Source organism: Acidovorax sp. 107 (assembly GCF_003058055.1).
Lineage (GTDB): Bacteria > Pseudomonadota > Gammaproteobacteria > Burkholderiales > Burkholderiaceae_C > Acidovorax.
In genome coordinates this window covers 610,793-628,830 of the sequence record NZ_QBTZ01000001.1, presented here as the reverse complement: position 1 = coordinate 628,830, position 18,038 = coordinate 610,793, and the positions used below count along the sequence as shown (strand labels likewise).

21 protein-coding genes and 1 pseudogene are annotated in these 18,038 nt (G+C 67.5%); 12 read left to right on the top strand and 10 right to left on the bottom strand.

The annotated features are described in order from the left end of the window. Positions 1-28: 28 nt before the first annotated feature. Complete coding sequence (locus C8C99_RS03015) at positions 29-499, bottom strand: (2Fe-2S)-binding protein (RefSeq protein WP_108624911.1); 471 nt, start codon at positions 497-499, stop codon at positions 29-31. 489 nt (positions 500-988) lie between these two features. Here C8C99_RS03015 and C8C99_RS03010 point away from each other — a divergent pair, with 489 nt between their 5' ends. Further along, positions 989-2,137 carry a helix-turn-helix domain-containing protein gene (locus C8C99_RS03010; protein WP_108624910.1) on the top strand — a complete coding sequence of 383 codons (1,149 nt, stop codon included), beginning with the start codon at positions 989-991 and terminating at the stop codon, positions 2,135-2,137. Between the two features lie 150 nt (positions 2,138-2,287). Here the strand turns inward: C8C99_RS03010 and C8C99_RS03005 are convergent, their stop codons facing one another. After that, positions 2,288-2,734 carry a helix-turn-helix domain-containing protein gene (locus C8C99_RS03005; RefSeq protein WP_108624909.1) on the bottom strand — a complete coding sequence of 149 codons (447 nt, stop codon included), beginning with the start codon at positions 2,732-2,734 and terminating at the stop codon, positions 2,288-2,290. A gap of 83 nt (positions 2,735-2,817) precedes the next feature. On the opposite strand from C8C99_RS03005, the pseudogene C8C99_RS03000 reads away from it, so the two are divergent. The 3 genes and pseudogenes from C8C99_RS03000 (at position 2,818) to C8C99_RS02990 (ending at position 4,196) form a co-directional block, all read left to right on the top strand. Next, a pseudogene (locus C8C99_RS03000) lies at positions 2,818-3,315 on the top strand (DUF2938 domain-containing protein). A 48-nt stretch (positions 3,316-3,363) separates the two neighbouring features. Next, on the top strand, positions 3,364-3,972 hold the full coding sequence (locus C8C99_RS02995) for a flavodoxin family protein (protein ID WP_108624908.1): 609 nt from the start codon (positions 3,364-3,366) through the stop codon (positions 3,970-3,972). Further along, positions 3,969-4,196, top strand: a complete 228-nt coding sequence (locus C8C99_RS02990) for a DUF2798 domain-containing protein (protein ID WP_056639442.1) — start codon at positions 3,969-3,971, stop codon at positions 4,194-4,196. The genes C8C99_RS02995 and C8C99_RS02990 overlap by 4 nt, the downstream gene beginning before the upstream one ends. Before the next feature lie 27 nt (positions 4,197-4,223). Here the strand turns inward: C8C99_RS02990 and arsB are convergent, their stop codons facing one another. Genes arsB through C8C99_RS02970 form a run of 4 tightly spaced genes read right to left on the bottom strand, consistent with a single transcriptional unit; the run spans position 4,224 to position 6,670 of the window. Further along, positions 4,224-5,288, bottom strand: a complete 1,065-nt coding sequence (gene arsB, locus C8C99_RS02985) for an ACR3 family arsenite efflux transporter (protein ID WP_056639444.1) — start codon at positions 5,286-5,288, stop codon at positions 4,224-4,226. Next, positions 5,285-5,791, bottom strand: coding sequence for an arsenate reductase ArsC (locus C8C99_RS02980; protein ID WP_056639446.1), 507 nt, complete (start codon positions 5,789-5,791; stop codon positions 5,285-5,287). Before C8C99_RS02980 ends, arsB begins: the two co-directional genes overlap by 4 nt. A 9-nt stretch (positions 5,792-5,800) precedes the next feature. Next, positions 5,801-6,301: an ArsI/CadI family heavy metal resistance metalloenzyme gene (locus C8C99_RS02975; RefSeq protein WP_056639448.1), complete on the bottom strand. Its 501-nt coding sequence runs from the start codon at positions 6,299-6,301 to the stop codon at positions 5,801-5,803. Between the two features lie 42 nt (positions 6,302-6,343). Further along, entirely contained in the window at positions 6,344-6,670 is a 327-nt protein-coding gene (locus C8C99_RS02970; protein ID WP_015015249.1) for a helix-turn-helix transcriptional regulator, read from the bottom strand. 190 nt (positions 6,671-6,860) lie between these two features. Between C8C99_RS02970 and C8C99_RS02965 the strand changes: the two genes are divergently transcribed. From C8C99_RS02965 to C8C99_RS02940, 6 genes are read left to right on the top strand one after another with little or no spacing between them, the layout of a single operon-like run. Next, entirely contained in the window at positions 6,861-8,558 is a 1,698-nt protein-coding gene (locus tag C8C99_RS02965; protein WP_056639450.1) for an EAL domain-containing protein, read from the top strand. Between the two features lie 5 nt (positions 8,559-8,563). Further along, entirely contained in the window at positions 8,564-9,688 is a 1,125-nt protein-coding gene (locus C8C99_RS02960; RefSeq protein ID WP_082576770.1) for a saccharopine dehydrogenase family protein, read from the top strand. Between the two features lie 4 nt (positions 9,689-9,692). Then, complete coding sequence (locus C8C99_RS02955) at positions 9,693-10,217, top strand: SRPBCC family protein (RefSeq protein ID WP_108624907.1); 525 nt, start codon at positions 9,693-9,695, stop codon at positions 10,215-10,217. Next, complete coding sequence (locus C8C99_RS02950; protein WP_056639456.1) at positions 10,214-10,588, top strand: DoxX-like family protein; 375 nt, start codon at positions 10,214-10,216, stop codon at positions 10,586-10,588. The genes C8C99_RS02955 and C8C99_RS02950 overlap by 4 nt, the downstream gene beginning before the upstream one ends. 20 nt (positions 10,589-10,608) lie before the next feature. Further along, positions 10,609-11,103: a DUF2269 domain-containing protein gene (locus C8C99_RS02945; RefSeq protein ID WP_056639459.1), complete on the top strand. Its 495-nt coding sequence runs from the start codon at positions 10,609-10,611 to the stop codon at positions 11,101-11,103. Positions 11,104-11,118: 15 nt separating this feature from the next. Continuing rightward, on the top strand, positions 11,119-12,816 hold the full coding sequence (locus C8C99_RS02940; protein ID WP_056639461.1) for an AarF/ABC1/UbiB kinase family protein: 1,698 nt from the start codon (positions 11,119-11,121) through the stop codon (positions 12,814-12,816). Positions 12,817-12,909: 93 nt separating this feature from the next. On the opposite strand, the gene C8C99_RS02935 is transcribed toward C8C99_RS02940, so the two are convergent. The 4 genes from C8C99_RS02935 to C8C99_RS02920 are packed head-to-tail and all read right to left on the bottom strand — an operon-like array spanning position 12,910 to position 16,039. Beyond that, entirely contained in the window at positions 12,910-13,743 is an 834-nt protein-coding gene (locus tag C8C99_RS02935) for a molybdate ABC transporter substrate-binding protein (RefSeq protein ID WP_056639464.1), read from the bottom strand. A 9-nt stretch (positions 13,744-13,752) separates the two neighbouring features. Then, positions 13,753-14,580 (bottom strand): substrate-binding domain-containing protein, encoded by an 828-nt coding sequence (locus C8C99_RS02930; protein ID WP_056639467.1) that lies wholly within the window; start codon positions 14,578-14,580, stop codon positions 13,753-13,755. Continuing rightward, positions 14,577-15,305: a phosphate ABC transporter ATP-binding protein gene (locus C8C99_RS02925; RefSeq protein WP_056639469.1), complete on the bottom strand. Its 729-nt coding sequence runs from the start codon at positions 15,303-15,305 to the stop codon at positions 14,577-14,579. Before C8C99_RS02925 ends, C8C99_RS02930 begins: the two co-directional genes overlap by 4 nt. Beyond that, on the bottom strand, positions 15,302-16,039 hold the full coding sequence (locus C8C99_RS02920; RefSeq protein WP_056639471.1) for an ABC transporter permease: 738 nt from the start codon (positions 16,037-16,039) through the stop codon (positions 15,302-15,304). The genes C8C99_RS02925 and C8C99_RS02920 overlap by 4 nt, the downstream gene beginning before the upstream one ends. Before the next feature lie 63 nt (positions 16,040-16,102). Here C8C99_RS02920 and C8C99_RS02915 point away from each other — a divergent pair, with 63 nt between their 5' ends. Together C8C99_RS02915 and C8C99_RS02910 are read left to right on the top strand one after the other, a co-directional pair. Then, positions 16,103-17,230 carry a substrate-binding domain-containing protein gene (locus tag C8C99_RS02915; protein WP_056639473.1) on the top strand — a complete coding sequence of 376 codons (1,128 nt, stop codon included), beginning with the start codon at positions 16,103-16,105 and terminating at the stop codon, positions 17,228-17,230. A 182-nt stretch (positions 17,231-17,412) separates the two neighbouring features. Continuing rightward, a complete protein-coding gene (locus tag C8C99_RS02910) occupies positions 17,413-18,033 on the top strand; it encodes a TRAP transporter small permease subunit (protein WP_056639475.1) in 621 nt (206 codons plus the stop codon). Positions 18,034-18,038 lie beyond the last annotated feature (5 nt).

Here is an 18,038-nt window from a genome sequence, read left to right as displayed (position 1 = left end):
TTGTTCTGCGTGGGGACGGCGGGCGCGCTCAGGCGCCGGCCATGGCCTTCTGGCCGACCTGCACTGCACGCACGATGTTCTGGTAGCCGGTGCAGCGGCAGATGTTGCCTTCGAGCAGCTCGCGGATCTCGCTTTCGCTGGCGTTGGGGTGGTTCTTGCACAGGTCCACCGCACTCATCACCATGCCGGGTGTGCAGAAGCCGCACTGCAGGCCGTGGCACTCCTTGAACGCCGCCTGCATGGGGTGCATGGTGCCGTCTGCCGACGCCATGCCTTCGATGGTGGTCACCTCGGCCCCCTGCGCCTGCACCGCCAGCATGGCGCAGGATTTGACGGCCCGGCCGTTCACATGCACCGTACACGCCCCGCACTGGCTGGTGTCGCAACCCACATGGGTGCCGGTGAGCATCAGGTGCTCTCGCAGCGCATGGACAAGCAGGGTATTGGGAGGGACGTCAACACTGGCAGCGCGCCCGTTGACCGTGAACTGGACTTGCATCTGGCTGTCTCCTGGAGTGGTTCTGGCTGGATAGGAGCGCGCTCACGACCTCGGGGAGGGGATCAGGATCACGCTCATCGCTCGCGCATCTTCTGCCGCGCCCCAACGTGCATCCCTAGGGACAACCCTAGATTTCCGGGACGTCTCGCCGGATATTCTCAAAATGAAACATGCTGCAATGCACACTAGTCCACTGAATCCGGGAAATCGGGGGTGCGCCAGGGCTGCGGCGGGATGCACGGCAAGGCGCCTGGCGCAGCCAAGGCTGGCTGCCTTGGCAAGTCAGGCAACGCCGCCGGGTGCCCGCCGCAGCCCTGGCCCGCAGGGTGAGGGTCTGGCAAGGCCGCACTCGTTGTTGCCGTGCTCGCCGGGTGTACAACACGGCTGCGCCCGGCGCCTAGATTGCGGCCTTGCCAGACCCTCACGCACCCCCGATTTCCCGGATTCAGTGGACTACCGCATCATGCGAACGTTCTGGAGCCCATTCACATGCTGATCTCCGCGCCCCACCCCGCTGCTGACCGCCACGCGCTGATTGCGCAGGCGCGCCAGAGCCTGCTGTCCGACGGTGCAGCGCCCGTGCGCGCCGAGGTGGAGCCGTGGATTGCACGCTCCTGGCAACGCTGCCTGGCGCGGGGCCTGGAGCCCACGCGGCGCGTGGCGTTTGACGCCGTCAGCGCCACGGCGCTGCGCCACAGCCAGGAGCAGAACCACCACCTGCTGCGCGCGGCCCGGCCGGTGCTGGAGCAGCTGACCCGGGCCATTGCGGGCATGCGCTACTTCGCCATGCTCACCGACGCACGCGGCATCGTGGTCGATGTGCAGGGCCATTGCGACCGGAGCGACCCGCGCGCCAGCGCCATTGGCCGCGTGGGCATAGACCTGTCGGAAGCCGCCGTGGGCACCACCGCCATTGGCGCCGCGCTGGAAGAGCTGCAGCCCGTGTGGCTGCACCGGGGCGAGCATTTTTTTGACGACAACGCCAGCTACAGCTGCGCCGGAGCCCCGCTGTTCGACCCCCAGGGCCGCTGCATGGGCATGCTGGACCTGACGGGTGTGGATGTGCCCGAACGGCCCGAGCTGCGCCACCTGGTGGCCCGGTCGGCCCGCGCCATGGAAGACGCACTGCTGCTGCAGCTGCCCCACGCCCTGCTGCTGCGCCTGAACTGGCCGGGCTGCCCGCTGGGCGGCGAAGGCGACGGCCTGCTGACGCTGGACGCCGACGGCTGCGTGGTGGGGGCCAACAGCATGGCCCGTCAGCTCGTGCCCCAACCCCTGCGCGCCCCTGGCCTGCCCGGCGCCCGCACCCACTGCAGCGACCTGCTGGCCATGCCCTGGACCATGCTGTTCGACGCGGCCCGGCAACAGCGCAGAGAGCCGCTGGATCTGCCGCTGTGGTCGGGCCTGCGGCTGCACGCACTGTCGCAGCTGCCTGCGCACGCCCGCACCGTGGGCGACACCCAGGCGGCGGCCGTGCCAGGCATTGCATCCGCGCCCGCCCCGCTGCGCGAGGCCGAGGTGGCAATGATCCGCCGCGCGGTGCAGGAGGCGCGCGGCAACGTGGCCGAGGCCGCGCGCGCGCTGGGCATCAGCCGCGCCACGGTGTACCGCAAGCTGGGCGCCCCCAAAGGCGGGTGACGGGCCCGCGACGCGGCCTACACCGCCGTGCAAGCGTCCGGCAACGTCACTTCAAGCCTTTTAAGCCGATAGCGCTAGTGCAATATGCCTGAGCAGCTATCAAATAAGTAGCAAATCAATCACCCCATCAACCGAGGCGCCTCGGGCCGCTCAGACACGCGGCCGGCGCAGGCCCACCACGGGCTGCGCGCTGCGCCGCTGCTGACGCTCCAGCGCTCCGTCGGCGGCGGCTTTCAGCAGCCGCTGGAAGGACGGGCACTGGGCATGGCTCTCGGCCGGGCAGGCGGCCGCGTGCCGCAGGCCGTTGCTCATGGCCTTGAGGCGCTTGATCATGGTGTCGAGCTCGTCGGCCTTGGCCGATAGCAGCTGCCGGTCAATGTTGGGCTCGCCACCGGGCAAAAACATCGACCGAATGTCATCCAGCGAGAACCCGGCCGATTGCCCCAGCGCAATCAGCGCCAGCTGGTCCATCACGCCGGGCACAAACCGGCGGCGCTCGCCGGGTTGCCCTACCGACTGGATCAGCCCCTTCTCCTCGTAATACCGCAGCGTGGACGCCCGCAGACCGGAGCGCTTGGCGACTTCGGCAATGTCCATGAAAAAACCTCTTGACCTCAAGTTGACTTGAACTTCTATATTCCGTTCAAAACCTTCTTCCGTCAACTTTTCGAGGTGTTTTCATGACGCTCTCACTGCAAGACATTCCCCTCGCCGTGCTCCTGGGCATCGGTGCCACCGCCGTCATGGATGCGTGGCTGTTGCTGCTCAAAAGGCTGGGCGTGCCCACGCTCAACTTCGCTTTCATCGGCCGCTGGGTGGGCCACCTGCTGCGCGGGCAGGTCGCCCACGCCGCCATCGCCAAGGCGGCTCCGGTGCGCGGCGAGCTGGCCTGGGGCTAGCTCACGCACTACGCCGTGGGCGTTGCCTTTGCCGGGGTGCTGCTGTCCCTGCAGGGCGCCGCCTGGGTCCACAGCCCCACCCTGCTGCCCGCGCTGGCCGTGGGCATGGGCACCGTGGTGGCACCGCTGCTGGTGATGCAGCCCGCCATGGGCTCGGGCTTTGCGGCATCGCGCACGCCCACCCCGCTCAAGAACTGCCTGCGCAGCCTTGCCAACCACACCGTGTTTGGCCTGGGCCTGTATCTCTCCGCGCTGGTCATCGCATTGATTTCACGCTGACCTGTCCCGCGCCTTCTTCCCCGAAATCACTCCCAAGGAAACCACACCATGCAACACATTGCCATCGTTTATCACAGCGCCCACGGCCACACCGCGCACATCGCCCACCACGTGCTGGACGGCGCCCGCGCCGTGCCGGGCGTGCTCGCCGAACTGGTCCGCGCCGAAGACCTGGCGCAGGCGCCCGACCGCCTGCTGCGCTACGACGGCGTCATCCTGGGCTCGCCCACCTACCTGGGCGGGGTCTCCGGGCCGTTCAAGACCTTCATGGATTCCACGGGCCGCCTGTGGAAGACGCATCAGCTCAAGAACAAGCTGGCGGCGGGCTTTACCGTGTCGTCACTGCCCGCGGGCGACAAGCAGTCCACGCTGATGTCGATGTGGGTGTTTGCCATGCAACACGGCATGGTGTGGGTGGGCAACCCCATCCTGCCCGAGCAGCACGCCGGGGTGCCGTACGACGAGGCGGCCAACCGCCTCGGCTCCTGGTCGGGCCTGATGGCGCAGGCAGGCCATGGGGCGGCCGCCGATGCGTTTGTGCCCGGCGACACCAAGACCGCCCGCATGTTCGGCCAGCACTTTGCCGAGACACTGCAGCGCCTGGGCGATGTGGGCGGTGTGGCTGCACGCCAGCCTGGCGAAGAGGTGGCGGCATGATCCCCGCCCGCTATGGCCCGGTGCTGTTCAGCCTGATGTTGTCGGGCGTGATGTCGCTGCTGGTGTCGGGCATCTCCACCTTTCGCGCACTGCAGCCGCAGCAGGACTTTGTGAGCCTCTGGGCGGGCGCGTGGCTGACCGGGTGGCTGTTCGCCTTTCCGGCGGTAATGCTGGCAGCGCCGCTGGCCCGCAAGGCGGTGGCGTTGCTCACGACCAGGGGCTGAGCACACGGGCGTGGTGCGCCGCGCCACTCACGCCCGCTCGTACCAGCCCTTGCTGCGGTTGACGATGTGCACCACCAGCAGCATCACCGGCACCTCGATCAGCACGCCCACCACGGTGGCCAGCGCGGCGCCCGAATGAAAGCCGAACAGGCTGATGGCAGCTGCCACCGCCAGCTCGAAGAAGTTGGAGGCGCCGATCAGTGCCGATGGGCAGGCCACGCTGTGCTTCTCCCCCACCGCGCGATTGAGCCAGTAGGCCAGCCCCGCGTTGAAGAACACCTGGATCAGGATGGGCACCGCCAGCAGCGCAATCACCAGCGGCTGCTGCAGGATGGCCTGGCCCTGGAACGCAAACAGCAGCACCAGCGTGGCCAGCAGCGCCGCAATGGACCAGGGCCCCATGCGCGCCATGACGGCATCGAACACCGCCTGCCCCTGGGCCAGCAGCGACCGGCGTAGCCACTGGGCCAGCACCACCGGGATCACGATGTAGAGCACCACCGAGGTCAGCAAAGTGTCCCACGGCACGGTGATGGCCGAGATGCCCAGCAAGAACGCCACCAGCGGCGCAAACGCGACCACCATGATGCTGTCGTTCAGTGCCACCTGCGACAGCGTGAACAGCGGGTCGCCGCCAGTGAGTCGGCTCCAAACGAACACCATGGCCGTGCAGGGCGCGGCCGCCAGCAGGATGAGGCCTGCGATGTAGCTGTCCAGCTGGTCGGCAGGCAGGTAGGGCGCAAACCAGTGGCGGATGAACAGCCAGCCCAGCAGCGCCATCGAAAACGGCTTGACCAGCCAGTTCACCACCAGCGTCACACCGATGCCCCGGGCGTGCTTGCGCACTTCGCCCAATGCGCTGAAGTCCACCTTCACCAGCATGGGGATGACCATCACCCAGATCAGCAGGCCCACGGGCAGGTTGACCTTGGCGATCTCCATGCGGCCCACGGCCTGGAACATCGACGGCAAGAACTGTCCCAGCGCAATGCCCACCACGATGCACAGCAACACCCACACCGTGAGGTAGCGCTCGAACACGCTCATGGGGGCCGGGGCGGGCGCGCCGGCCGGTTCGCACCGCGCCGTCATGGCGTGGCAGCGGCACGCGACAGCTCGCGCGCGGTGTGCTGCAACAGGGTCTTTTCGAGCTTGTCGGCGGGCAGGTTGATGAGCAGCTCCAGCCGCTGGTGGATGGCATGCAAGGTCTTGCGGAAAGCCTCGCGCTTTTCATCGTCCGAGCCATTCCCCTCAGACGGGTCGGCGTAGCCCCAGTGCGCAGTGGCCGGGTGGCCGGGCCAGATGGGGCAGACCTCGCCCGCCGCGTTGTCGCAGACGGTGATGATGAGATCCATCACCGGCGCGCCCGGGACGGCAAACTCGTCCCAGCTTTTGCTGCGCAGGCCTTCGGTCGAGATACCGGCGGCGCGCAGCACCTCCAGGCCCAGAGGGTGGGGTTGCTGGTTGTCGCGCGGACTGCTGCCCGCCGAATACGCGTGGAACCGGCCCGGTGCCATGTCGTTGAGCAAGGCCTCAGCCAGGATGCTGCGGGCCGAGTTGTGGGTGCAGAGGAAGAGAACGTTCAAGGCGGTCATGCGGCGCTCTCAGCAGCAGCTGGTTTTGGAGTTTGTGGCCGTGGCCGGGCCGCAGCACGCCGCCCGAGGCGCCGCAGGCGCAGGGGCTGCCGCCGAAGGCGTGCAGCAGGCACCCGCTGCCGAGGACAGAGCCGCCTCGTTGAAAACAGGGATGTCCCCCAGGGTGTGAAAGTGCTCCCACGCAATGCCCTGCGGGTCGGTCACCCAGTGCTTTTCGCTGCGGGCGTAGCAGCAGGTGGTGTTGCCCTCGTCGAGCAAGGCCATGTCGGCGGCCTCGGCACGCGCCTTGAGTTCGGCCAGCTCCGCAGCGTCGTCGGTCTGCATGCCAAAGTGGTCCAGGCCTGGCGTGGCGCCCCGCGTGGAGATGGCGAAGTTGACGCGCGGGTCCTCCAGCATCCACTTGGCGTAGTCAGCCTCCACCCGCGTGGGCGCCGCAGCAAACAGCTTGGAATAGAACGCGATGCTCTGGGCCAGGTCATCGACATGCACATGGGCGTGGAAGCGTTTCATGGGGTTCTCCTCGGGGGGGTGGACAGAGACGGTCAGCAACGGTTAGCAATGGCAGGACGCGGCCGCGTCGGCAGGCGCGCAGCCCTGGCCTTCGCAGCAGTTCTCGGTAAGGTAGGCCAGCAGCGCATTCATGGTGTCGAACGCGGCGCGGTAGATCAGGTTGCGGCCCTGTCGCTCCTGGCTGATGAGCCCGGCATGTGACAGCTCCTTGAGGTGAAAAGACAAGGTGTTGGGCGCCACCTCCAGCTGAGCGGCCAGATCGCCGGGGGTCAACCCTGCAGGGCCCGCCACCACCAGCGCACGGAAGACCCTCAGGCGGACTTCCTGGGCCAAGGCGGCGAGGGCTCGGACAACATCGGTTTCTTGCATGAATCTATAATACAACGATTATTGAATTATTGAAAACAACATCGAAAAGATGTGCCCAAAATCCACGCCCGCCCGAGATGGCGGTCAACCACCCCGGAAAGCATTCCCGCCACAGGCCGTTACGCTTTGGCCCCACCCCACAGTCGTATGATGACCCGCGTACAAAAAAGGGCGGGAGCACGTGGACGATATGGTTTCAATCTGGCAGGGCGCCATGCAGGTGTTTGTGGTGGGGTTTCCGCCACTGCTGCAAAGCCTGCTGTTCTGGGTGTTTGCGGCACTGGTCGTGCACGTGTGCCAGCAGCTGGTGGAGCACACCGCGTATTCGGTGGACCCGTCCAGCCGCCGCATCAGCGCATCGCACGCAGCCCTGTGCATTGGCTCCATCGTGTGGGCGCTGGATGTGGTGGGCCTGTTCATGTACAACGAGCTGTCGCACCGTGTGCTGGAGCTGGTGCCCGCGCTCAGCGGGCTGGTCATCATGGTGGTGAGTGCGCGGCTCACCATTCCGGCCCTCAGTACCAGCGCCAGCAAACGCCGCATCGCACTGGCCAGCGCTTGGCTGGCGCTGGGCACGCTGGCGGGGCACTTCACCATCACGAGCAGCCATGTGCAGAGTTTTGGGCAACTGAACATGCTGGCCACCCTGCTGTCGCTGGGCATCGCCATCGGTATTTCTTGCTACTGCGCGATCCGCCATCGCGCCGCCAAGCTCAGCGTGCTCACACCCCGCTACCGCTCTCAGACCTGGACTGACAAGTTGCTGTGTGGCGGTGCGATCCTGGTGCTGCACTGGCTGTTGGTCAACACTTTTGCCATGCGCCTGAGCGACCCCGAGGCTGCGTCCGATGGCGCGGCACTGCTCTTCGTCATGCTGGTGTTTGCGACGGCGGTGGCCATGGAGCATCTGAGCAACCTGCGCTCGGACGCAGGACGCCAGCAGCTGCTGCGGCGCGGGTTGTCGATGATGCGCACCTCGGCGCTGGCCCACAACGCCCACAGCGACATTCAGCAGTCGCTGATTGCCGACCACCTGGACCGCCTGCTGCACCCCGAGAACCTGGCCCTGCATTTCCAGCCCATCATCCATACCCAGCGCAGCGGGGTGCAGCTGGAGGCGCTGCTGCGCCTGACCGACACCACCCTGGGCCGCATCAACCCCGAAACCTTCTTGCTGGTGTGCGAGTTGCAGGGCAAGACGGCGGAGGTGGACCGCATGATTGTGTGCAACGCGCTCGACCATCTGTGCGACTGGCGGGCGCAGGGGCTGGATGCCGTGACCATCAGCGTCAATGTGGCACCGGTCACGCTGATGCACGAGAGCTTTGCGCCGTGGCTGGGCCTGCAGCTGGCCCAGCGCGCCCTGCCCCCGCGCACCCTCAAGCTCGAGATGACCGAGCATGCCGTGATTGCGCTGGGCCCCCAGATGGTGGCGGCCATCAGCGCGCTGAGCGCCCTGGGCGTGGCCGTACTAATGGACGACTTTGGCGCCGGTTATTCGTCGCTGGGCATGCTGGCGGAGCTCCCCATTGCGGGCATCAAGTGCGACCGCCTGTTCGTGCGCCAACTGCCGCAAGACCGCCGACGCCAGAAGCTGCTGCGGCACATCAGCGCCCTGGCCCGTGACCTGGGCCTGTCGGTGGTGGTCGAGGGGGTAGAGACGCCGGAGGAGCTGCGGGCCCTGGCCGCCGCCGGACTGCACCACATCCAGGGCTACCTGTTCAGCCGCCCCATTGCAGCGCCTGACGTACCCACCTGGCACCGCACGCAACTGCAGTCGCAGCGTGCCGCCCTTCAGGCCCTGCTGCACACGCCGGGCAGTGGCAGGGGCAGCGATACCTCCTTTGTGCCCACGCAGCCCAGCATGCACTGGGCCTCGGGCGCATGACCGCCATGGCTGCATTCAAAACCCTGGTCCTGGGCGGCTACGGCAACTTTGGGGCGCGCATCTGCCGCGCCCTGGTGAGCGACGAGGCCACACGCCACCACATCGCCCTGCTGGTGGCGGGCCGGGATGCCTCGCAAGCGAAGGCCCTGGCCACGACGTTGGGCCACGGTGCCCAGGGCGTGGCGCTGGACCACCAGGCGCCCGGCCTGGCTGCCACCTTGCGCGAGTGGGGTGTGGGTCTGGTCATCCATACGGCAGGCCCTTTTCAGGCACAGGCCTACAACGTGGCCCAGGCGGCGGCCGAGGCTGGCGCGCACTACATCGACCTGGCCGACGGCCGCCGGTTTGTGTGCGACTTTCCCACCGCCATGCAGGCTGCATTCACTGCCGCCGGGCGCACGGCCGTTGCTGGCGCCAGCACGGTGCCAGCGCTGTCCTCGGCAGTTATCGACCACCTGTGCGCGGGCTGGCAGCACATCGACAGCATCGACATCTGCATTGCCCCTGCGCAACGGGCGCCCCGGGGCCAGGCCACGCTGGCGGCGGTGCTGAGCTACTGCGGCCTGCCCATCGACGTGTGGGACGGTGGCCGGTGGCGGCCGCACAGCGGCTGGGCGCGGCCCAGACCCGTTCAGTTCCAGCGGCTGCACCCTCGCCTGGGGGCGGTCTGCGACATCCCGGACCTCGAGATCTTTCCCGCCCACTACCAGGCCCGCGACCGCGTCACCTTCCGCGCGGCCCTGGAGGTCGGGCTGGCGCAGAGAGCCTTCGCCACCCTGGCCGCGCTGCGCCGTTGGGGCGTGCTGCCCCACCCCGAAAAGCTGGCCTGGCTGATGCACCACGCGGGCGGCGCGCTGGACTTTCTGGGCACGCCGCTGGGCGGCATGGTGGTGCGTGTGGCGGGCGCCGATGCACAAGGCCAGCCCCGGCGCCGCGCCTGGCACATTGCGGCCGATAACGACCATGGCCCCGAGATCCCCTGCATGGCCGCCATCCTGCTGGCCCGCCAGCTCGCAGCCGGTCGGCCGCTGCCCACCGGGGCGCACACCAGCACCAGCCTGCTGCCCCTGGAGGCCTTTGCCCCCGAGTTTGCGAAGTGGGGCATGGTGACCGATGTGGTGGAGGAATGAGCCCATGGCCCACCGGAAATTGACCTTCCCCATGCCAGCGCGGGCCGATGTTGTGTTCGATGCCTTCCACTACCACGAGTGGCGGTGCCAGTGGGATTCGCTGGTGCGTCGCACCAGCGTGGAAAGCAGTGCGCCCTGCCCCAGTGTGGGCGCCACCACCGAGAACCTGGGCGCCGGTGCATTGCGGGCGCTGTCCATGCGCACGCAGTTCGTCAGCTATGACCGCCCTGTGGTCGCGGCTGCGGCCATGGTTGGCCGGTCGTTTCCCTTCACCCAGTGGGCCGCCTCCATGCGCCACCAGGAGCAGGGCCCCCACCAGTCCCTGCTGATCTACACCTACACCTTTCAAGTCGGCCCGGCATCCTTACGGGCGGTCATGGAACCTTTGGTGGACTGGGTCTTTGTCCGCAAGACGCGCCAGCGGTTCCAGCGCCTGGCGCAGTTCCTGGCGGTCCGTGCTGCCGATATTGCAGATTGGCAACAAGCGCAGGGCGTCGCGAAATCCGCAGCGCAGAAGGCACGCCCATGAACCGCGGGTCGGCCCAGTTGTTGCGCGCCAGCCTCGTGGTCGTCTGGCTGGCCACGGCCGTGGTCAGCGTGTGGGAGCTGCACGGCCAAAGCCGCGAGTTGCTGGCAGGGCTGCCCACCGCGTGGGCCGGGGGCCATGCCCCGTGGCTGCCCACTGCCATCATCCTGGCCGGTGCGGCTGCCGATGCGGTGCTGGGGCTGTGGCTGGCACTCCGCCCCGGCCGCAAGGCGTATGGCGCTGCTCTGCTGATGATGCTGGCCATGACACTGCTGGCCACAGCCATACAACCCGCTTGGTGGCTGCACCCCTTCGGGCCGCTGACCAAAAACCTGCCGATTGCCGCCATCCTGTGGGTGCTGCTGCAAGACTAGGCCACTTCTCCGCAAAAGCCATGAGCCTGTACCTCACCCTCAAATGGCTGCACATCATCTCCAGCGTGCTGCTGGTGGGCACCGGGCTGGGCTCGGCGTTCTACATGTTCTTTACCAACCGCAGCGGCAATGTGCAGGCGCAGGCAGTGGTCACACGCCTGGTGGTGCGGGCGGACTGGTGGTTCACCACGCCCACGGTGTTCATCCAGCCGGCCACGGGGCTGGCCATGGCAGCCATGGCGGGCCTGCCCTGGAGCACGCCGTGGCTCGCGGTGTCGATGGCGCTGTACCTGGTGGCCGGTGCCTGCTGGCTGCCTGTGGTGTGGCTGCAGCTGCGCATGCGCGATATGGCGACAGAGACTGCAGAGGCAGCGCAGACCGCGCACGGTGATGGCGTGCTGCCGCCCCTGTACTGGCGCTACGCCCGCTGGTGGGAGGCGCTGGGCTACCCGGCCTTTGTGGCCATGGCCGTGGTGTTCTACCTGATGGTGAACAAACCCGCCCTGACCTTCTGAACCTATGATCGCCCCATGCTGATCGAGACCCTGGACACCGCCCGCGACCTGGGGCGCCTGAAGGAAATCCTGGGCGTGATGGTGCGCCACGGGTTTGGCGACACCGTGCGCCGCCTGGGCCTGACCGACCGCCTGGAGCGTGCGGGCCAGGCACTGAACTGGACCCACGCCGCCGATCTGGCCCGTGTGGAGCCGCCCGTGCAGGTGCGCCTGGCGCTTGAAGAATTGGGCCCCGCGTTCGTCAAGTTTGGCCAGATCCTCGCGGGCCGGGCTGACCTGTTCGGCCCGGAATGGATTGCCGAGTTCGAGAAGCTGCACAGCAACGTGCCCGCTCTGCCCATCGACGCCTTGCGCCCGCAACTGCGCGAAGACCTGGGCGCCGAGCCCGAAGCCGTGTTTGCCTGGTTCGACACCACGCCGCTGGCCGCCGCATCGATTGCGCAAGTGCACCGCGCCCGGCTGCAGGACGGCAGCGAGGTCATCGTCAAGATCCGCCGCCCCGGCATTGCCGACACCATCCAGGCCGACCTGCGCCTGCTGCAGCGCCTGGCCGCGCTGGCCGAGGCCGAGCTGCCTGCGCTCAAGCCCTACCGGCCCCAGCAACTGGTGCGCGAGTTCGCCCGCTCGCTGCGCCGCGAGCTGGATCTGGCGGGCGAATGCCGCCAGGCCGAGCGCATTGCCACCAACATGGCCGTGCTGCCCCACATCGTGATCCCGCGCGTGCACTGGGCCTACACCCGCGAGCGCATCAACGTGCAGGACTTCATCGACGGCACGCCCGGCGGCGCCCTGGCCGCGCTGACGCCTGAGGCAGGCTTTGACCGCACGGTGCTGGCGCAGCGCGGCGCGCAGGCGGTGCTGCAGATGATCGTCAAAGACGGCGTCTTCCACGCCGACCCGCACCCGGGCAATGTGTTTTACCTGCCCGGCAACCGCATTGCCTTCATTGACTTTGGCATGGTGGGCCGCCTGTCGCAGCGCCGGCGCGACGAGCTGCTGCAGCTGCTGTTGGGCCTGGTCGAGCACCAGCCCCAGGCCGTTGCCGACGTGCTGCTGGACTGGACGGGCGACGCGCAGGGGTTGAACCTGGGCCAGCTGGAGACCGAGATCGAGGCCTTTGTGGACCAGTACCACGGCGTGCCCTTGGCGCAGCTGAGCCTGGGGCAGATGCTGGCGGATGTGACGGCCATCCTGCGTGAACACCACCTAGGCCTGCCATCCGACCTCGCGCTGCTGATCAAGGCCTTCATTTCGCTTGAAGGCATGGGCCGCAACCTCGACCCAGACTTTCACATGGCGACCGAAGCCCTGCCGCTGCTCAAGCAGGTGGTGCGCGCGCGCTACGAGCCCAAGGTGCTGGCCGGGCGCGCCTGGAGCACCTTGCGGCGCGCGTTGGCCACGGTGGAGCAGTTGCCGGACGACATCGGGCGGCTGCTGCGCAACGCGCGGCGCGGGCACCTGCAGGTGGGCATCGAGCTGGCGCACCTTAAGCGTGTGGGCGACCAGATCGACCGGTCAGCCAACCGGTTGGCGATGGCGCTGGTGATAGCGGCGCTGATCATCGGCTCGTCCATCGTGATGACCGTGAAGGGCGGGCCTACGCTGTTCGGTCTGCCCGCGTTTGGCTTCCTGGGGTTCTTCGGCGCGGTGGTGTGTGGCCTGTGGCTGGTGCGCGCCATCTGGCGCAGCAGCCATCACCGTGATGACGACTGAGCGCAGCAGGTCTAAACGACACACGCCGCGCCGCCCCACCAGGCAGACAGACGCGGCGTGTGCACACACTCACAGCCAGATGGCAGTCCGTGTTCAGGGCTGCCCAAACCCCAACCGTCGCAACACCACCTGGGCGGCCGGTTGGCGCAGCGCACTGGCAAACGCCTCCGCCGCAGCAGGCGCGTCGGCACGCACGGTCAGCCCATAGGCAGCGCCCACCTGCAATGCGGCAGGCAGTTGCACCACGCGCAAGCGCGGTACCTCGGCCTGGGCGGCCACGGCGTTGGTACAGTAGGTCAGAAACACATCGGCCTGGCGCTGGTCCATCACCCAGGCGTAGGTGCCCCGGCCCGCAGGCGGCTTGGGCGAATCCGCACCGCCCGTGAGCTTCAGGGCCTTGGCGTCCAGCTGGGCGTAGGCACCGGGCTGAACCTTGTCGGCCTGGCGGAACAGCGCCCAGGCGTAGTCGCCCGACGGGTCGGCCTTGGGCGTGGACGTGCCCACGCGCACATCGCTGCGCAGCAACGTGGCCAGCAGGGTGTCTGGGGTGGCACTGATCTGCTCGCTGGTCAGCGCACACAGCGCATTGCGCGTGAACACCACGGGCGCCTGCCAGCCACCCCGGGCGGCCAGGCGCTGCGGGTGGTCCGTATCGGCGGAGGCAAAGACCTGTGCAGGCTCGCCCTTTTCGATGCGCTCGCGCAGCAGGCCCGAGGCGCCGAAGGTCAGCGCTACCTTCTGGCCCGTGCGGGCCTCGTGGTCGCGCGCGATCTCGATGAACGCCTCGCGCAGGCTGCCAGCGGCATACACCTGCACAGGGGCCGCATCAACCATGGGCACCTTGGCAGGGCCGGCGGAACAACCGGCCAGGGCCCAGGTCAGACCAGCGGCTGCAGCGGCGAGTGCCGCCTGTGAACGTGTTGCCATGGAGACCGCTCACTGCGTGGCGTTGGGGAAGAACAGCTGCTCGCCGCCGATCTTGTAGCCCGCAATGGCTTGCTGGCCAACGGGCGACACCACCCAGTCCACAAACTTCTGCGCGTCCTGCACCTTCACATGCGGGTGCTTGGCGGGGTTCACGACCATCACGCCGTACTGGTTGAAGAGCTTGGTGTCGCCCTCGACCAGAATGGCCAGGTCCGCGCGGTTCTTGAAATTGAGCCAGGTGCCACGGTCGGCCAGCACGTAGGCGCCGCTCGAAGCTGCGATGTTCAGCGCGGGCCCCATGCCGCAGCCGCATTCCTTGTAGCCGCTGCCCTTGGCGGCCTCGGCACCGGCCAGCTTCCAGTAGCGCAGCTCGGCCGCGTGGGTGCCGCTCTTGTCGCCGCGCGAGATGAAGTTGCCGTTGGTGGCGGCCAGCTTCTGCAGCGCCTGCACGATGTCCTTGCCTTTGGTGCCGGCCGGGTCGTTCTTGGGGCCGATGAGGATGAAGTCGTTGTACATCACGGGGTAGCGCTTCACGCCCCAGCCATCGGCCACAAACTTTTCTTCGGCCACCTGGTCGTGCACAAACAGCACGTCGGCGTCACCCCGGCGTGCCATGTCGAGCGCCTGGCCGGTGCCCAGCGCCACCACCTTGATGTCGAGGCCGCTGGACTTCTTGAACTCGGGCAGCAGGTAGCCAAACAGGCCCGACTGCTCGGTGGAGGTGGTGGAAGCCATGGTGATGCTCTGCGCGAATGCAGAACCAGACGCTACCAAAACGATAGCTGCCACCGCTTTGGACACTAGCGCTACTGCGCGAAAAGACCTAAAACTCGTCATACCAGCTCTCCTTTGACAAACAAACGGGCGGCCTCCGGCAAGGGGCCGTTGAAAAAATCGTGCACTGGCAAGTCCGCCACCAGGCGGCCGTGCTCCATGTAGATCACGCGGCTGGCCAGGCGCTTGACCTGGCCGAGGTTGTGGCTGCTGAACACCATGGTCACGGGGTGCGCCGGACCGGCAGCACCATGGCTGGCCGCAAAGTCGGCCATCAGGGCCTCGACCTCGCGCTTGGCGTGGGGGTCGAGGCTGGCGGTGGGCTCATCCAGCAGCAGCACGTCGGGCCGCAGGGCCCACGCGCGGGCCAGCGCCACCCGCTGCTGCTGGCCGCCCGACAGGGTGCGCGCGTTCTGCGCAGCGATGCCCTGCAGGCCCACCCGCTGCAAGGCCGTCAGGGCCAGGGGGCGCGCATCGCGCCAGCGGGTGCCACGCAGCCACAGGGCCAGCGCCACGTTGTTCTGGGCGCTGGTGCGCAGCATGTGCGGGCGCTGGAACAGCATGGCCTGGCGCAGCGATGCATCGCATTGCAGGCCGCCCCCATGCGTATCGGCCAGGCCATGCAGAACACGCAGCAGGGTGCTCTTGCCACTGCCGTTGGCGCCCACCAGCGCCACGCGCTCGCCGGGCGCGATGCGCAGCGTGACCTGGTCCAGCGCCTGCACGCGGCCGTAGCGCACGGTCACCTGGCGCAGATCCACCCAGGGGGTTGGCACAGGCCCGCTCATGCGGCCACTCCCACCGGCGTGCTGGAGGCCGAGCCATCCACCCGCTCGCGCCAGCGCCTCAGCAACGCAATCAGCACATTGAGCGCCAGCACCACGGCCAGCAGGATCATGCCCAGCGCCAGCGCCAGCGGCAGGTCGCCCTTGCTGGTCTCCAGCGCGATGGCGGTGGTCATCACCCGCGTGAAGCCATCGATGTTGCCGCCCACGATCATCACCGCGCCCACCTCGGAGATTGCGCGGCCAAACGATGCCAGCAGCACGGTGAGCAGCGCATAGCGCTCGTCCCAGGCCAGCAGCAGGCTGCGCAGCAGCGGGCCCGCGCCCATGGAGCGCAACTGCTCGCCATGCGCGCGCTCGGCGTCTTCCACCGTCTGGCGCGTGAGCGCGGTGACCACCGGCAGCACCAAGATAGCCTGCGCCAGCACCATGGCCTTGAAGCTGAACAGCCAGCCCAGATAGCCCAGCGGCCCGCTGCGCGACAGCACCAGGTACACCACCAGCCCCACCACCACCGAAGGCACGGCCAGCAAGGTGTTGAGCACGGCCAGCACGGCGCCACGGCCTGCGAAGCGGGCGACGCCCAGCCACGCGCCCAGCACCAGACCCACCCCACAAGCCATCACACAGGCGGTGGCGCTGACAGACAAGGAGCGGCCCACGATGGTCCAGAGGACGGGGTCGGACGAGAGGGTGAGTTCAAGCGCTGTGCTCGCGCTTTCAGTAAGGGTAGACATGCGCCAGGGGATCGGTTTGGGCTATCGTAGGCACCCATCCAATATCCAGCGATATGAACTCCCGTGCATAGGGTCCAACTTCACTACACACTCAGCCGCGACGCGGGCAATGCACTCATCCGCAACCCGCTGCCCGAGCTGCTGCAGGCCGTGGCAGAACGCGGCTCCATCTCGGGCGCCGCGCGCGCGCTGGACCTGTCCTACCGCCATGTCTGGGGTGCCCTCAAGCGCTGGGAAGATCAGCTGGGCGGCGAATTGATCATCTGGGGCAAAGGCCAGTCGGCACAACTGAGCGAGTTCGGCAGCAAGCTGCTGTGGGCCGAGCGCCAGGCCCAGGCGCGCCTGGCGCCGCAGATTGCCGCGTTGCACGCCGACCTGGAGCGCGCGTTCGCCGTGGCCTTCGACCCCAACGCCCACGTGCTCACCCTCTACGCCAGCCATGACGATGCGCTGGCGGCACTGCGTGCCCATGCCGCCACGCAGACGGATGCGGGCGCGCTGCACCTCGACATCCGCTTTACGGGCAGCGTGGACGCGATCCGTGCGCTGAACGAGGGACGTTGCACCCTGGCGGGCTTTCACACCGTGGCCGACGCGGCCGCGCAGTCACTCACGGCGCGCACCTACCAACCGCTGCTGCAGCCCGGGCTGCACAAGATCATCGGCTTTGCACAGCGCACGCAGGGGCTCATGGTGGCGCCCGGCAACCCACTGGGCCTGCACAGCCTGGCCGATGTCGCCCGCACGGGCGCCCGCTTCATCAACCGCCCGCTGGGCTCGGGCACACGGGTGCTGCTGGACGACCTGCTGGCCCAGGCCGGCATGGACCCAGAGAGCATCGTGGGCTACGCCCTCAATGAACCCTCCCACACCGCCATCGCCCAGGCCGTGGCCGCAGGGGCGGCCGACGTGGGCATGGGCATCGAGCTGGCGGCGCGCGCGCGCGGGCTGGACTTTGTGCCCCTGGTGCACGAGCGCTACCACCTGGCGTGCCTGAAAGACAGCCTGGACCAGCCTGCCACATTGGCACTGCGCACCCTGCTGCAGACGCCCGAGTGGCTGGCCCACATGGCCACACTGCCAGGCTACACGGCCTGGCACTGCGGCGAGGTGCTGGCCATGAGCACCGTGCTGCCCTGGTGGCAATTCGCGCGGAAAAAACGCACTTCTACGCCTAGGAAGAAACCCTAATTGCTCCAATTTTGATAGCTGAAGAATGAGCATTTGCTGAGGGATAACACCGTCACGCAGCTGTCAGACTCCGCCTACAGTGCTCCGTAGAATCGCGCCGTCGTCAAAGTGTGCCCAGCCCAAGCGCCTACCCGCGCGGGGGCGAGGCATCTCGCACACACAGCCTTTTTATTGGAGACACCATGCAGGCTCTATTGAAGCTATCAAGAGGGATCGACTGGCTTAACACCCAGGTCGGCAAGTACGTGGTCTGGCTGATCCTGGCCTCCACCGTCATCAGCGGCGTGAACGCCGTGGTGCGCAAGGCGTTGAACATCAGCTCCAACGCGTTCCTGGAAGTGCAGTGGTACCTGTTTGCCGCATCGTTTCTGCTGGCCGCTGGCTACACGCTGCTGCAGGGCGAGCACGTCAAGGTCGATGTGATCTCCAGCCGCTTTTCCAAGCGCACGCAGATCTGGATCGACGTGTTTGGCTACATCGTCTTCCTGACGCCGATGTGCCTGGCGGTGCTCTGGTACGGCCTTCCCTTCTTCACGCGTGCCCTGGCCTCGGGTGAAATGTCCAACAACGCCGGCGGCCTGATCCGCTGGCCTGTGTACCTGATGATGCCGCTGGGCTTCGCGCTGCTGTGGCTGCAAGGCATCTCCGAACTCATCAAGCGTCTGGGCTTCCTGCAAGGCCTGATCGAAGACCCCACGGTCAAGAAAGTCGAAAAGACGGCCGAGGAAGAACTGGCTGAATCCATCCGCAACCTGGCCGAAGCCGCCAAGGGCAACGGCAAGAACAAGACCGAGGCCGTCTGAGCGGA